Source organism: Pseudomonas sp. ASL3 (genome assembly GCF_056680425.1).
This window is the reverse complement of record NZ_CM155281.1, coordinates 5,444,007-5,460,000: the sequence shown is the minus strand read 5'-3', so window position 1 is coordinate 5,460,000 and position 15,994 is coordinate 5,444,007. Positions and strand designations below refer to the sequence as shown.

Annotated in this window: 8 protein-coding genes and 3 rRNA genes (1 of these 11 running past the window's edge); 3 read left to right on the top strand and 8 right to left on the bottom strand. The window is 57.8% G+C overall.

The genetic code is table 11. The annotated features are described in order from the left end of the window. The 3 genes from AC1MEE_RS24975 to rrf (AC1MEE_RS24965) all read left to right on the top strand — a co-directional run. Positions 1 to 2,272, top strand: a 23S ribosomal RNA gene (locus AC1MEE_RS24975); it begins 619 nt to the left of the window's first position. 155 nt (positions 2,273 to 2,427) lie between these two features. After that, positions 2,428 to 2,543 (top strand): 5S ribosomal RNA (gene rrf, locus AC1MEE_RS24970). A gap of 107 nt (positions 2,544 to 2,650) precedes the next feature. After that, a 5S ribosomal RNA gene (rrf, locus tag AC1MEE_RS24965) occupies positions 2,651 to 2,766 on the top strand. A gap of 92 nt (positions 2,767 to 2,858) precedes the next feature. Here the strand turns inward: rrf (AC1MEE_RS24965) and AC1MEE_RS24960 are convergent. From AC1MEE_RS24960 to bcsZ, 8 genes are all read right to left on the bottom strand, one after another. Next, the gene (locus AC1MEE_RS24960) at positions 2,859 to 3,344 is read right to left on the bottom strand and encodes an SRPBCC family protein (RefSeq protein WP_480412173.1); all 486 of its coding nucleotides are present in this window, start codon (positions 3,342 to 3,344) and stop codon (positions 2,859 to 2,861) included. A gap of 21 nt (positions 3,345 to 3,365) precedes the next feature. Further along, positions 3,366 to 6,839, bottom strand: coding sequence for a thioester reductase domain-containing protein (locus tag AC1MEE_RS24955; RefSeq protein WP_480412172.1), 3,474 nt, complete (start codon positions 6,837 to 6,839; stop codon positions 3,366 to 3,368). Further along, positions 6,836 to 7,795 (bottom strand): diiron oxygenase, encoded by a 960-nt coding sequence (locus AC1MEE_RS24950; protein ID WP_480412171.1) that lies wholly within the window; start codon positions 7,793 to 7,795, stop codon positions 6,836 to 6,838. Before AC1MEE_RS24950 ends, AC1MEE_RS24955 begins: the two co-directional genes overlap by 4 nt. Then, positions 7,792 to 8,568 (bottom strand): DUF3050 domain-containing protein, encoded by a 777-nt coding sequence (locus AC1MEE_RS24945; RefSeq protein WP_480412170.1) that lies wholly within the window; start codon positions 8,566 to 8,568, stop codon positions 7,792 to 7,794. Before AC1MEE_RS24945 ends, AC1MEE_RS24950 begins: the two co-directional genes overlap by 4 nt. Positions 8,569 to 9,373: 805 nt before the next feature. Next, on the bottom strand, positions 9,374 to 10,129 hold the full coding sequence (locus AC1MEE_RS24940) for a thioesterase II family protein (protein ID WP_480412169.1): 756 nt from the start codon (positions 10,127 to 10,129) through the stop codon (positions 9,374 to 9,376). A 20-nt stretch (positions 10,130 to 10,149) separates the two neighbouring features. Continuing rightward, positions 10,150 to 10,887, bottom strand: coding sequence for a GntR family transcriptional regulator (locus AC1MEE_RS24935; protein ID WP_480412168.1), 738 nt, complete (start codon positions 10,885 to 10,887; stop codon positions 10,150 to 10,152). A 523-nt stretch (positions 10,888 to 11,410) separates the two neighbouring features. Beyond that, on the bottom strand, positions 11,411 to 14,887 hold the full coding sequence (bcsC, locus tag AC1MEE_RS24930; protein ID WP_480412167.1) for a cellulose synthase complex outer membrane protein BcsC: 3,477 nt from the start codon (positions 14,885 to 14,887) through the stop codon (positions 11,411 to 11,413). Beyond that, positions 14,875 to 15,990, bottom strand: a complete 1,116-nt coding sequence (bcsZ, locus tag AC1MEE_RS24925; RefSeq protein WP_480412166.1) for a cellulose synthase complex periplasmic endoglucanase BcsZ — start codon at positions 15,988 to 15,990, stop codon at positions 14,875 to 14,877. The genes bcsC and bcsZ overlap by 13 nt, the downstream gene beginning before the upstream one ends. Between the last annotated feature and the right edge of the window lie 4 nt (positions 15,991 to 15,994).

Genomic DNA, 15,994 nt, shown 5'->3' with positions numbered 1-15,994 from the left:
CGAAAGCGAGTCTTAATAGGGCGTCTAGTCGCTGGGAATAGACCCGAAACCGGGCGATCTATCCATGGGCAGGTTGAAGGTTGGGTAACACTAACTGGAGGACCGAACCGACTACCGTTGAAAAGTTAGCGGATGACCTGTGGATCGGAGTGAAAGGCTAATCAAGCTCGGAGATAGCTGGTTCTCCTCGAAAGCTATTTAGGTAGCGCCTCATGTATCACTGTAGGGGGTAGAGCACTGTTTCGGCTAGGGGATCATCCCGATTTACCAAACCGATGCAAACTCCGAATACCTACAAGTGCCGAGCATGGGAGACACACGGCGGGTGCTAACGTCCGTCGTGAAAAGGGAAACAACCCAGACCGTCAGCTAAGGTCCCAAAGTCATGGTTAAGTGGGAAACGATGTGGGAAGGCTTAGACAGCTAGGAGGTTGGCTTAGAAGCAGCCACCCTTTAAAGAAAGCGTAATAGCTCACTAGTCGAGTCGGCCTGCGCGGAAGATGTAACGGGGCTCAAACCATGCACCGAAGCTACGGGTATCACTTAGGTGATGCGGTAGAGGAGCGTTCTGTAAGCCTGTGAAGGTGAGTTGAGAAGCTTGCTGGAGGTATCAGAAGTGCGAATGCTGACATGAGTAACGACAATGGGTGTGAAAAACACCCACGCCGAAAGACCAAGGTTTCCTGCGCAACGTTAATCGACGCAGGGTTAGTCGGTCCCTAAGGCGAGGCTGAAAAGCGTAGTCGATGGAAAACAGGTTAATATTCCTGTACTTCTGGTTATTGCGATGGAGGGACGGAGAAGGCTAGGCCAGCTTGGCGTTGGTTGTCCAAGTTTAAGGTGGTAGGCTGAGATCTTAGGTAAATCCGGGATCTTAAGGCCGAGAGCTGATGACGAGTGTCCTTTGGGACACGAAGTGGTTGATGCCATGCTTCCAAGAAAAGCTTCTAAGCTTCAGGTAACCAGGAACCGTACCCCAAACCGACACAGGTGGTTGGGTAGAGAATACCAAGGCGCTTGAGAGAACTCGGGTGAAGGAACTAGGCAAAATGGCACCGTAACTTCGGGAGAAGGTGCGCCGGTGAGGGTGAAGCATTTACTGCGTAAGCCCACGCCGGTCGAAGATACCAGGCCGCTGCGACTGTTTATTAAAAACACAGCACTCTGCAAACACGAAAGTGGACGTATAGGGTGTGACGCCTGCCCGGTGCCGGAAGGTTAATTGATGGGGTTAGCTAACGCGAAGCTCTTGATCGAAGCCCCGGTAAACGGCGGCCGTAACTATAACGGTCCTAAGGTAGCGAAATTCCTTGTCGGGTAAGTTCCGACCTGCACGAATGGCGTAACGATGGCGGCGCTGTCTCCACCCGAGACTCAGTGAAATTGAAATCGCTGTGAAGATGCAGTGTATCCGCGGCTAGACGGAAAGACCCCGTGAACCTTTACTATAGCTTTGCACTGGACTTTGAATTTGCTTGTGTAGGATAGGTGGGAGGCTTTGAAGCGTGGACGCCAGTCTGCGTGGAGCCAACCTTGAAATACCACCCTGGCAACTTTGAGGTTCTAACTCAGGTCCGTTATCCGGATCGAGGACAGTGTATGGTGGGTAGTTTGACTGGGGCGGTCTCCTCCTAAAGAGTAACGGAGGAGTACGAAGGTGCGCTCAGACCGGTCGGAAATCGGTCGTAGAGTATAAAGGCAAAAGCGCGCTTGACTGCGAGACAGACACGTCGAGCAGGTACGAAAGTAGGTCTTAGTGATCCGGTGGTTCTGTATGGAAGGGCCATCGCTCAACGGATAAAAGGTACTCCGGGGATAACAGGCTGATACCGCCCAAGAGTTCATATCGACGGCGGTGTTTGGCACCTCGATGTCGGCTCATCACATCCTGGGGCTGAAGCCGGTCCCAAGGGTATGGCTGTTCGCCATTTAAAGTGGTACGCGAGCTGGGTTTAGAACGTCGTGAGACAGTTCGGTCCCTATCTGCCGTGGACGTTTGAGATTTGAGAGGGGCTGCTCCTAGTACGAGAGGACCGGAGTGGACGAACCTCTGGTGTTCCGGTTGTCACGCCAGTGGCATTGCCGGGTAGCTATGTTCGGAATAGATAACCGCTGAAAGCATCTAAGCGGGAAACTAGCCTCAAGATGAGATCTCACTGGGACCTTGAGTCCCCTGAAGGGCCGTCGAAGACTACGACGTTGATAGGTTGGGTGTGTAAGCGCTGTGAGGCGTTGAGCTAACCAATACTAATTGCCCGTGAGGCTTGACCATATAACACCCAAGCAATCTGCTTGCTTCGAAAGAAGGGCCAGATTGCGGTGTGTGAAGACGACACACGTCGAAAATTGGCAACACCCACAAATCTATCACATCCCCATTCGCTGGCGCGTGAACCCGCAAGGGCCCACGCGCTGGCTACCGAATTTCTTGACGACCATAGAGCATTGGAACCACCTGATCCCATCCCGAACTCAGCAGTGAAACGATGCATCGCCGATGGTAGTGTGGGGTTTCCCCATGTGAGAGTAGGTCATCGTCAAGATTAAATTCCGAAACCCCTGTCTGCCTATGCAGACAGGGGTTTTGTTTTTATGAGAGTTATCGAATTTCGCTGATACGTTACCCCGTAACGGATCGGCATCAGAATTTCTTGACGACCATAGAGCACTGGAACCACCTGATCCCATCCCGAACTCAGCAGTGAAACGGTGCATCGCCGATGGTAGTGTGGGGTTTCCCCATGTGAGAGTAGGTCATCGTCAAGATTGAATTCCAAAACCCCTGTCCGCGTAAGCAGACAGGGGTTTTGTTTTTGGGGCTTAGTAAGGCAGGCCCCTCAGGCTGTAAAACAAAGACGTCAGGCGAACAGACTGTGTACGTTGTTCATCGCATCGTCGGCAAATCCCTGCAGGAACGCCTGAAACGCTGGTAGTGAGTCCGGCCAGGCTGCAGAAGGTTCGCCCACGATGCTCCAGGTCGCGATGCACTGATCATCACCTTGCGGCGTCACAGTCATGGACGCCCATAGATTGCCGATCGGCAGGGTGGTGTATATCAGCGACCAGGTCATATAGAGCGCCTGATCGTTGCGTGAGTTGAGCTGCTCGACCACTACGTTGCCATCCTTGAACAGCTTTTTGCGTACCGAACCCACGCCGGTACCGGTCATCTCGCAAGAGGCCAGGGCCGGAATGAACGCCGGAAAGCCAGCGAAGTTACCGACAATATTCCACACGCTTTGCGCATTGCTCGGAACTTTCACTGCAGACACGACGTAACTGCCTTCCGGGTTCTTGATCAGGGTGTCAGGTTGCAGATCGTCCAGGGTATTGATGTGGTTCATGATGTTCTCCAGCGGGTTGGTTTAGATAAAGTCGATTTCTTTCAGGTAGTCGCAGCCTTTGCGTAACAGCGCATCGGTCTTTAGCGGGTAGCGCTCGCCCATGCGCCGTATACCGGCCTGGGCGTTGTCGTAATCGATCATCGAGATGTCGCCGATGTCTTCCTCAAAGCCATCGAGATAAAACCCCAGCACCCCGAATAGCGCGTTCTGGCTGTCGACTCGGCTGAGTTGTTGTTGCCAGTGGGCGATGCTGACCATCTCGAACTCGCGCCCCGCCTCACGGAACGCCGCAACGTAGCCACTCCAGCTAAGGGGTTCGGGGTTGTGCAGGTTGAATACGGCATGATTGGCCTGATAACGGCTGGCATGAAAGCCGATGAAGCGAGCGAGAAAATCCACTGGCATCAGGTCGAAGTTCATGGCGAACTCGGGCACCTGCCCCAACTGCATCGAGCCCTTGAGCATCAACATCAGTCGGTTTTTGTGTGGCTGGCAGACACCGGTGACGCTGTTGAACGCGATATTGCCGGGCCGATAAATGTTCACCCACACACCCTGTTCCCGGGCGCTCTGCAGGATGCGTTCGGCAACCCATTTGGAGAGGTTGTAACCGTTCTTGATGTAGATCGGCGGGGTCGGAGCGGCGGGTTGCTCCAGCACGTTGCCAGCAGCATCGATGGCGCTGGAGGCAGAGAGTGTCGAGACGAAGTTGAAGATTTTCTTGCTACGGCCTTCGCACAGGCGCAGACATTCAAAGATGGGTTCGACGTTGTCTTTGATCAGCGTCTCGTAATCCTGAACATGGTTAACATTGGCCGCGTTGTGCACGAGCGTGCCGAACTCGCGATCAATGCGTTCGTACACCTCGGCACTCAGACCCAACTGCGGCTGAGTAATGTCCGCGGGGTATACGGTCACCTTGCTCAGGTCCAGATGTTCAAGCCGGTTTTCCCGCAGTGATTGAGCGAAACGTGCCTGTGCGCTTTGCCCGCCACCGTCACGAACCAGGCAAGCGACCTCGCTGGCGCCCCAGGCAAGCAGGGCCTCGACAATATGCACGCCGAGAAAGCCATTGGCGCCGGTGACCACCACCTTGTGTACATCCCCCAACTGGCTGATGGGCAATACCGGCATGTCGAACGCGGGATTGGCATCGTGCAGCGCTTGCGGGCTGACGGTGTAGGCAGAAGGTTGAGTGCCGTCGTTGTCGATCAATGTCGCCAGCGTCAGCAACGTCGGTGCCTCGATAAAGCGGTTGATCGGGATGCTGCGTCCAAACTGTTCACGAATCCCCAGCAGCATCCGTGACAGCAGGATCGAGTGACCACCCAGATTGAAGAAGCTCTCATCGGTGGAGATGTCGCCAGGCGGCATCTCCAACAGCTCAGCCCAGAGATCAAGTAGCTGTCGCTGGACCACCGTTTCCGGCAGACGCCGCGGGTGTGCTTCGAGGAAGCTCACGGGCAGTTCCAGCAACGCTTTGCGATCGACCTTGCCGTTGCTGGCGAAGGGCATGCTCATCAGTTCGGTGTACGCGGTAGGGCGCATGTAATCCGGTAATGCCTGTTCGACATGCGCCCTGAGCGCCTGGCGAGCGACATCGGCCTGGCCCTGATGTGGCTGGGCGACAAAGGCCAGAATTCGCCGCTGTGCATCGACGACCACGGCCACCTGCCGATACAACTGGCTGTCGCGCAGGCAATGTTCGATTTCTTCAGGTTCGACACGAAAGCCGCGAATCTTCACCTGGTTATCGCGCCGGCCACACATCTCGATGCCGCTGGCCGTCCATTTACCAATGTCGCCCGTTTGATAGACCCGCAAGCTTCGGCCGTCAGGCTGTTTGAGATTTAGATAGCGCTCGGCGGTCAGCGTCGGATTGTTCAGATAACCCAGGCATACCCCGGGTCCGGCGATATACAGCTCACCGGGTGTCTGCTCGGGCACGGGCTGCAAGTGCTCGTCGAGGATCAGCATCTGGCTATTGGCGATCGGCAGACCCAGATTGCGATTGCTGCTGCCGGCGTGGAACAACCCGGAAGTGATCAACACCGTGGCCTCGGTCGGACCATAGAGGTTGTAGAAACGGCATTGTCCGGCCAGCTGTTCGATGACGTAAGGCTCGCAGACGTCGCCACCTGTCATCAGATGCTCAAGCCCCAGCGGGCGGTCGAGCGGCAGGATGCTCAACAGTGCGGGTGGTAAAAACGCATGGCTGATCTGTTGCCCAATCAGCTCGACCAACAGCAAAGGATCGCGACGCTGGTCTTCAGTGGGGACTACCAGTTCTGCGCCACTGAGCAAGGTCGGGAAGATGTCGATCACCGACGAGTCGAAGCTGAGCGTCGAGAATTGAAGCACGCGGCTGTGCTCGGACAGGTTCACATGCTCGGCGTACCAGGTTGTGAAATGGCTGAGATTGCGTTGGCTGAGCAATACGCCCTTGGGGTGGCCGGTGGTGCCCGACGTGTAGAGCGCCATGCACGGCGCATCACCGGCAGGGCGCTGGCGCATCAGTGAGCGGGTGGGATCGGTGTCATCCGCGCCCAATTGACTGATGTCCAGCGCAGGCCATTGATTGCCGAGCGGGTGTTGGCCGTCGTGGAGTAACAGCACGGCACCGGCATTCTCCAGAATGTATTGCTGACGCTGGGTCGGCTGGCTCGGGTCCAGCGGCAGATACACCGCGCCGCAGCCAAGAATGGCGAGGATCCCGGCAAACAACGCCGCAGATTTTGGCAGGCAGATGCCGACCACCAACGGGCCGTCGTCAGACGCTGTCTTGTGTTCCGACAGCAAGCTCAGCAGTTGTTGTTGGATAGCCAGGCTCTGCGCATGCAGAGCACCATAGCTGATCTGTCTGCCTGCGATGTTCAGCGCTGTCCGCTCGGCGAACCGCAACAGGCTCTGATCCAGACGCTCCACCATCGGTATTTCGGCGAGGGCGAGCAGATGAGGCTGAGCAGTACGGTTGAAGCGGTGTTCGAACGCCAGTTGCTCGAGTACTTGCAGACCTTGTTGCTGCGCCGAGTGAGGAGGCTCGACAGCGGAAGTCTGAAGAAAATACTCGGCATCGCGGGAAAGGCGGCTGACGTGCAACGCGACCATTTCGACCAGCGCCGCAATCGCGGTATCGCGCAGTGCCCGACCGTTGCCCGAAGTCTCGGCGGCCAGTGGTTGACGCGATATCAGACGCTGCGCAGTGGCGGTACCGAACCAGCAGAGCAACTCCAGTTGCGGCAGGCCGTCTTCAGTGATCGGGCCGAGCCCGATGCGCAAGCCCAAATGAGCGAGCGTGCTGAAGGCTTTTTCCTGCTGTGCAGTCAGCGTCAGGCTGCCGTCCTCGATCAGCATGCAAGCCGTGGTCAACGAGCACAGATCCAAAGCCTGCTGATCCGTCAGGCGATGCAGTTGATGCCCGTGCTCCTCCAGCTCCGCAGTCAGTTCGTTCAAGGCCAGACTCTGGCCTATCAGCACAATCTCCAGACGTTTCATAGCGAGGGTCCTTGGCCGGCCGGATGGCCGGGCAGATAGTCAGCCAGTGCACGCTGCACGCAGGGCGATTCGAGCATCGAGCTGCTTTTGAAGAAGCGCACGATGTTGCCTACCAGCGGGTGATGGCGATTGATCGGGAAGGTCACGGCCAGTGCTTCATTCTTGAGTTGCTGCTTGATCGTCTCGGCAACCTGCAAATGGTCGATCAGGTCGAAGTCGAAGCCCTTCTGGATGTCGTTGGTCAGGTATTGGCGGATGAACACCGGCATGATTTGCGCGATGCTTTCACGGTCCGAATCCGATGCGGTATGCCAGTAGATGCGTACCAGTCGCGCCCAAAAGCCGGAATGCCGCCCCTCGTCGAGCAGGTGGTCAGCCATCAACCCTTTGATCGATTGCTTGACCGAATCGTCCTTGGCGAACGCAGCGACATCATTCGTCACGGTGTTCTCGGCGATGGCGACGCAAATCAATTCCACCGCACTGCGCAGGTGATCGGGGGCCAAGGCCAGTGCAGCGGGTATTGCCCGACTCAGTTCAATTTCGCCAGGCAGTTCGATGGGCTGGATACCGGTGAGGGCGATGGTCTGCTGCATGAAATCCATCGCGACCAGTGCGTGGTAATCCTCATCGACGACGACAGTCATGGCGTCGTAACGACAGGCGAAAGGGAAGCGAATCGCGAAGTGATTCTTGGCGATACTGCGCGCGGTCTTGTCGACGATTTCAGTCTCGAAAATCACCACGTCGTTGATGAATTTGTAGAGGCTCTGCACCAGGGCGAAATCGCGCAGGTGCGCACATTCACGGGTGAAGGTTTCGCTGAGAACCAGGGGTTGGCGGCTGAGCGGATAGATCAGTTTTTCGTCGTTTTCGACGACCCGGCGAGGGCGTGTGCGAATCGTTGCACGACCCTCCCAGGTATCGGCGAAGGACAGATAGTCTTCGGCGTTCATGCGCTGACCTCCATCAGTTCGGCCCGCATGCTCACGCGCAGCTTGTCCCAGAGGGCGATCCGGCTTTCCACGGCGGCAATGGCCGCTTCATAAACCTCGCGCTCACGCTGTTCATCGCCATCGACCAGTCGCGCCAGCAGCTCTTCAGCCGCGGGGCCGTGATCTTCGGAGTCGACTTCGATATGGCGCTCCAGGTAATAACGGAAGGTGGGCGCTTGTTCGACGGTGATGCCCCAATCGTCGAGGATGCGCTGGAACATCAGCGGGATGACGCTCTCCCGCCCGTGCAGAAACGCGGCCGCCACACTATGGGCCGGCGCATGCAGCGCGGTGTCGAGCGTATGTTTGACGAAACCGCAGGCGGCCTGACCGGCATCGACGCTTTGCAGCGCGGTTTCGTAGCTCACACCTTCTTTTTGCAGATCGACGAAGCGCTCGACTTGCTGAGTGCTGGCGCCAACTTCGCGCATGGCATCCAGGTACAGCTCGAAATGGCTGTAATGGCCGTGGGTCAATTTGTCGTCCGATTCCTCGCCCAATACGATTTCATTGATCAGGCGTGCGGCTTTGGGGTCTCTGGGCGGGAGCCACGGAAGTTGAGTGCAGGTCAATTCCTGCTGCAACCGCTTGGTCAAGGACATGAAATCCCATACCGCGAATACATGCGTTTCCATAAAGCGTCTCAGGACATGAAGTGAGTCAATTTCAGCAAAGATGGGGTGGGCGCTGAGTTCTGACTTTTTGCGATCGAGAAGAAGTTTTTGACCATTCATGGGTGAGTCCTTAGTTGTGTGGGTCATCAGCAGTCGGTAAGGCATGCACTGTGGGCGCAAAGAATATGTGTATTTAATACAGGCGAACGAACGCCTCGAAGTTGAAGTCGTGGATAAATAATTATCTACCGTGGGTGCCTGTATCCGGCCTGTTGTGGGGCGTGGCAGCGTGGGTAGTTAACGGTGCACATCGGGTCGCCAGTGACGGCTGAATAAAAGTTAGAACACTTCAAAAGCGCCAGGCAAGTTATTTTTATATTATTTGTTACATTGTTATTTCAGGAATGAGAGATGCCGAATAAAACTTGTCGGTTAAGTTTTATTTGGATGTAAGCAACCCTTCCGGCTTATTAAAGTCAGAATGTTTATTAATGAGTGAATGCCTCACTCAGAGTTGCTCAATGCCTGAGGCGTTATATTTTCTATGTTTCGGGTGGCCCTGGAATTTCTTCCAGTCGGTCTCTACCCGTTCGACAAACTCCTTGGATGGCTCCATGTGTTTTGAAGATTTCTGCCCTGATGTCGACGGGATTTCTGTTCGTAGGCGATCACCCCATCAGCCTATCGATACCATTCATCGCCATGATCCGAGTTTGCCTGATTCCTGACGAGAGCTTGCCTGCGCCTTTAGCAAAGTCTGCGATAGGTAGGGGAGTGAAACAGTATAGAAACGGTCGTGCGTAGGGCGGGGCCATCGGAAGCGCTGAAGGGTGGGCAAGGGACAACAGAGGGGGGGGAGTCGCAAGACGAGGGCGCAGGGGCTGCGCCTCTTGGTGATCTGATCAGCATTGAGCCCGGGCGGGCTTTATTCACTCAGCAGACCCAAGTGAGTATTGATGATCTGCAGCAGGCGCAGGCGCTGTGCCTTGACGAAGAAGTGGTCGCCGGGAACCTCGATCAATTCGAACTCACGGCGGGTGAATTCACGCCAGTTCATCATGCTGGCGGCGGTATCGAGCAGGTCATCGCTGCCGTAGAGCGCAGTGAGTGGCACATCAAGACCGATGTCGAGGTGATCGGACCACAGTTCGGAAAGTTTCAGATCGTTGCGCATGACCGGCTCGAACGCGCGCATCAGTGTTGCGTTCAGCAGCATCTCGGCCGACGCCGCGCCGAGGTTCACCAGCGCCTGGCGAAAGTCAGGCCCTGGTAACGTATGCAGATACGGTTTGGGTTGCTGGCTGTCCGGGCTGCGACAGCCGGAAATAAACAGGTGTCGGGTCTGACCGGGGTAACGGACCTGGGTCAACTTGGTCATTTCGTAGGCCAGTCGTGCACCGAAATTGTGACCAAAAAAAGCGTGCGGTTCGCTCAAATACTGGTTTAGCGAGGCGAACATATCTTTGAGCAGGGGCGACCATTGGTCATACGCTGTTTCAGCGAGGCGACTGCCATGCCCCGGCAGTCTCAGGGCAACCAGTTCGATGTGGTCGTCAAGCCCTGCGGACCAACTGCGATACTGTTCCGGATCGCCGCCGGCACAAGGGAAACATATCAACCGAATCTTTGTCGGTTGCCCGGAATTGACCACCATCGACCACGTGTTGCCGTGAGCGCCCACAGCGTTTCCTCAAGCTTGAGTCAGATACCGCTTCCTTTGCGCGGTTTGGCTGTCTGTGGAACAACGGGCGAACTGCTTTTCAGGTACTGGGTGACCGCTGCAACGCCGCGATTAAGATGCTGTTCGAGCATCGCCACGGCGCTATCGATGGCTTTGTCGCTGGCTGCATCGAGCAGCGCCCAGTGATCGTCCTGCGACAGCTTGCCCAGCCCCATGGCGGAAAGATTGAAGCGCAGGAAACGCTCTTCCTCATTGAGTCCCTCTTCAACCAGGCGCAGCAGCCTCTGATTGGGTGCTTTGGCGTAAAGCGCCATATGGAACATACGGTTGAGCGTGCCCATTTGGGCGTAATCGGTTTCGATTTCGAGCATCTCGATACAGTTGCGGGCTGTAGCGATATCGTTCTCGTCCAAATGAGGGATCGACAAACGCAACGCCTCCGACTCCAATAAGATGCGCAGGGCATAGGCATCGACCGCATCTTCGCCAACCAGTGGCGCGACTACCGCGCCCTTGTGTGGCTCGACGCGCAGCAGCGATTGAGCCTCCAGTTGGCGCAAGGCTTCACGCACCGGCATGCGGCTCACGCCGAACAGGTTTGCCAATTCTTGTTGGCGTAACGCCATGCCGCTGGGTATGCGCCCATCGAGGATGGCGTTGCGCAGCTTTTCCTCGATGACAGCCCGGGCGAGATGGGAGGGTGGCTGCTCTCTTCCCAGGATGCCGCTCAAAAAACTTTCGTTGTTGGTCTCTCGCATACCAATACTTCTATAAAAACAAATTAGATCTTGGATCCAATCCACACTAGTGATTGCCAGGATGCTTGTCAAACCTTGTAAAAAAGTAATCCGAAAACTCTGAAACGCCTGTTTTACGTGGCTTTCCGCGGTTGAAGTCAGAAACGGATCGAATTTTATCCCGGTGGCTGAGCAAGGCCTTGGCGCGTTGGGTGCGACATCTTACAGGTCATTTTTCAGTGCAACAGAATGAGCAGATGCCTGGTTGTCAGTGATTGCAGGATGCCATTATTTTTCCCCGATCGAACCCGCACCATCGACCGGTTATCGGATGACCGTACGGACTAAATTCAATTGGCGGCACGTTTTGCTTTCTATCGGCCAGAGCGCGCTCATCGACTAGGCCGCCATCTCCTCGATACCGAGAGCAGCCTTCAAGAACCTCCCTCCGACCTTGTTCGCACGAGCCGGGGTACTCTTTCTCGACGAGTTGGGATAGTTGATTTCAGGTTTTCCCTGGCGGGTAAACGCCTGCTGTGGCGCTTTAGCGCATATCCGCATAAGGCGAGATCGGCTCCACCGGTAACGGCAGGTTGCCTTGCCAGGGGTCAAAAGTGTAGCGCAAGTAAAGCAAGGCACGGCTCGGGGCGTAGCCTTCGCTGTGTTGCCACGTGATACCGGTACCCAACACCAGGTTGTCGGAAAGGCGACGCTCCGCGAGGCCCTGGAGACGGAAGTTGATGCCGTTGCTGCTACTGCCACTCTTGGTCAGGGACGGGCTGTCCACCAGGGTCTGATTCGATTGCGTTAGCAGGTTTTGCAGTTCGGCTTCGCGTTTGTCTTTGGGGTAGAGGTCAGAGCCGTTGATTGTCGCGAACGACCAGCCCACCGAGCTTCCGAGCAGGGCCGACCAGTCAGCGTTGCGCCAGGCATAGTTCACCGGCACGCTGACCGAGTAGTACTGCTGCGGGCTGTAGTAGCCGCCCTGGCCGAGGGTGAGTTCGCTTAAGTCCTTGTCGTATCCCATGTACATCAGGGTCAGGCCAGTGCGCAGACGTTCGTCGGCGCGTTCCACCAGACGATAGTAATAGCCGCCCATGGCTGTGCGCCGCTGGTTGATCTCAACGTTCTGGCCCACTAACCAATGACTGCTCAGGCTTGCCCACACGCCATCATTACCGCCTTTGTCATGGCTCAGGCCCAGGGTGAAGCCGTTGGCCGTAACGCCGCCCCACTTGGTTCCGGTGACCGGATCGACCGCACCGGCATACGACACCAGTGAGTTGGCCAGGGGCCGCCGCGATGCCGTGAGGCGGTAGCCCAGGCTGCGCCAGTCACCGCTGTAGGTGACACCGCCTACCCAGTTGGACACCGTGAATTCTTGTGGCGTATGGCCAAGGTCGGAGGCCCAGCGATCATCGTGCCAGCCCATGCCCAGCATGGTGCCGCGCACGCTCTGCGAAGCGGTGGCACAGCCACCCTGCACCACCGCGCACAAGCCGAACTGGTCGGTGCTGGAGAAATTTCCGACATCCAGATTGATGTCTTCGGCCTGGACGAAGCCCTGTCCGTGCGCCACTGGCGCGTCGATGCGCAGAATGGTGGTCTGGGTGGTCAGGTCTGAGACCCCCGATGAGCTGTTGTCGGTGCGCCAGGCGAGGTCATGGTACAGGTTCACCGTCGGGTTCTGCTTTTGGTACAGCTCGTCGACGTCACTGCGGATGCCGCGCTGCAACCAGTCATCGCTGTCCTTGGCACGGCTGGCCAAGGTCATGGCACGGTTGTCGCGCGGTTCGGCCTGTTGCGGTTCGATCATCCTTGCCGCGCCCATGCTGAGCGCATAATTATCCAGAGCCCGCTGCGGCTCTTCTTGGGAAAGCAGACGCGCCGCATCCCGATATACCAGCGGATCACTTTGCGGGGTCTTGAGCAACTGCGCGAACAGCGCGTTCGCACGCGTCTTGTCGCCCAGCGACGCCCAGGCATTGGCCAAGCGGCGCAGGAACGACGCATCGGCCGGTACTGGCGCGGTCACTGCCATAAGGCTGGCCTTGGCGGGTTTCGGCTGACCGAGGGCGATCAGCACTTCGCTCAGGCCCAGTTGGGCCTCGGTATTTTTCGGCGCGCTGGCCAGCACCTTGCGGTAGCGGCTTTCGGCCTGCGCCAGGTCGCCACGCTGCTGGGCCCAGTCGGCTAGGGTCAGGTAGTCATCAGTGGTCGGCGCGCGCATCAGCAATGCTTCGGCCTGGGCCTCATGGCCGCCGTCGCGCAGTGTCCGGGCCTTCGCGAGCAACTGGCGACGCTGCAGACGTGCCCACAGCTCGTTCATGTTGTCGCTCCAGGCGGCGCGGGGGATCTGTTGCAGACTGCCCATGGCATCGCCGTCACGTTCACCATTGGCCAGAAACAGGCCGTGGGCATAGCGCGCCTCGGTGTTCTGGCCCTGACGTTGTAACAGCAAGTGGAAGCTTTGATCGGCCTCGGCATTGAGGCCCAGTTCGCGCTGGGCATTGGCCAAGCGGTACACCAGCCAGGGACTGTCCGGGTCCAGCACTCGAGCGTCGCTCAAAGCTACCGTCACCTGCGCCCAATCACTGCGTCGGGTGGCGTCATCGGCCTGCGCGTTGAGGCGATCCAGCGCCAGCCCCCGACGCACGCCTTGGAACTCTTGCTGCTCCTTGGGCGTCAGGCTGTCGAGGTAGTGCTCGGCCTTTTCCGGTGATTGCGATTGGTACAGGCGGACCATGGCACGCACCACGCTTGCGTTGTTCGGATCGAGCTTGCGCGCCTGCACCAACAGGGCTTCTGCGGTGATGTCATCGGATTCGCTCCGGATAGCGTAGGACAGGCCGATCAGCGGCGTAGGATCGGTCGGCTTGGCTTTGCGAGCCTGCTGGTACAATTTTTCCGCTACGGGGTAATCCTTGCGTTCGAGAGCCTCATCACCCTTTTGCAACAGCATCCACTGGTAGTTGGCAGCCTTGAGATCCTGCCACTTGGCCATCCAGTCGGTGTCCTGCTCGATGGCCGAGGCTCGGACGAAAGTGTTGTATGCCGCTTCGTGCTTGTTCTGACGCATCAGAGAAATACCCAGCGAACCGAGCAGGCTGGAGTCTTGCGGATAACGCTTGATCGCCCGAAGCAAACTGGCCTCAGCGCCGACGTTGTCGCCGGCTTCGAGCAACGCCTTGCCTTTGAGACCGGCCTGCCAGGCTGGATCAGCCAAGTATTGCTCCTGCTCTTGCAACTGTCTGGTCGCGTCAGCGCGCAAGCGGGTGTAGGGGTAGAACTTCAGAAAAGCCCGCCAGCCTTGCGCGGTTTCGTGCCCTACCGGCTGCTTGAGCCAATAGTTGTATTCGCGTTCGGCAGCGTTGTTGCTGGCGTTCGGATCGCCAGCCAATTGATGCAGGACGTCCAGCGCCTCGGAATCACGTTTTTCGGAAAACAGCAGGCCGACCAAGGTCTTGCGCAGCGAGGCATTGCCGGGGAACTGCCGGTCCAACTCGCGCAACTGCTCTATCACGACCGGGCGCTGAGCCTTGATGTCGCTACGCACGTCCAGGTATTCCAGGGCAGTGGCAAAGTCCGGCATGTCATCGCCGAACAATTGCCGATAGGCCTTGGTGGCGTCTTCGGAACGGCCGGCGACGGCCAGCAGGCGCGCCTCCTGCAGGGCCCTCTGACCCTCGGTGCTATACATTTTCAGCAAGCTCTCGGCCTGACGCAGGGCCGCAGTGCCTGGCGCCTGCTGGCGCAGTTGGGCGACCAGGCGTTCGGCTTCCGGCTGGTTCTTTTGCAGCAGTGCCTGGCGGACTTCAACGACTTTCACCAGCGGATTGTCCGGGGCGATCAGTTCCAGACGAGCCAGCGAGTCATGCACCAGGTCTTCGCGGTACAGAGCCTCACCAATGCGGACCTGCTCCAGCAGCCATTGCTGCTGGTCGGGCGGGCTGAGAGGCTGACCCAGGGCGACCCCATAAACGCTGCTCAACAGCAGCCCAAAACCGGTCATTTTGCGCATGCGGCAGTCCAGTTTGGCACGAGGCGTCCGTTTTTATCGAAGCGATAACGTTGTTGGTCCCAGCCCTGCCCGAACAGCGTCAGCGACTGGTTGTAATAGGCATCCGCCAAGGGCGGCTGTTGTTGCAGGCGTTGGCGCTGGGCCTTGAGGGCCCCCGCACTGTTCGGGCTTGCTGCCAGCAAGGGCAGCAATGCGGCACTGAAGCCGACCGGGCCGGTGCCATTGTCGAGGCCGGTGGTTGTGTCGATTTTTTCCGGCACATGGCCCAGCCGTGCAGTCAGGTCCTGCATGGGTTTGAAGTGCTCAATCAACCGGGCGCGCCCCGGCGCATCATTGTCCAGCATGCCCAACCAGAGGTAGACGCGAATGGCGTCATAACTGGCAACACTGCCCTTCTGACTGTCCACGGCCCAACCCTGCCCGGCTTTCCACAGTTGCCAGTCGGATGCCAGGCCCTTGGGCGAACTTTCGATCAGCAGACGCTCGGTGTTGCTGGCCAGCTCCGCCCAGATCGTTGCTTCCTGGGCGAAGCGCGCCAGCAATTGCGGTGGCAGATAACTGGCATTCAGACGCCAACCCTCGGCATTGTCGAATCCGACGTCGCCGGGCAACAGCATCAGGCCCAGGCCCGGTAGCTTGCGCAGGCTTTGCGCAGCACTGCGCCAGAGCAGGTTGCGGCCCAATGTCAGGTAAGTCGGTTGATGCCACAGACGTCCAGCTTCCAGCAGGCTATAGGCGATCCACAAATCGGCATCGGTGGCGTTGTTGCTGTCAAGTACATGCCAGCTGCCAACGTTGTCGCGGCCCCACTGCCACGCCGGAAGCTGCCGGTTAAGGTCGCCGCCGGCCAGGTTGTCCTGGGTCCAGCGCAGCACCTTGGCGAAGCTTTCGCGGTCATTGCCCAGCAGGGCGAAAAACAGCCCGTAACCCTGCCCTTCAGACGTGGAGATCAACTGCTCCGAGGAGTGGTCAATTACCCGTCCGTCCGGGCTGAGCATGGCCTGGCGATAATTCTGCCAGGCAGGCCAGGCGCATTCCGCGGCACCGGCAAAGCCAGGCGCTACGATGATCGCGTTCAAAGCCAGAGCGAGGAAGGCTTTCACCCGA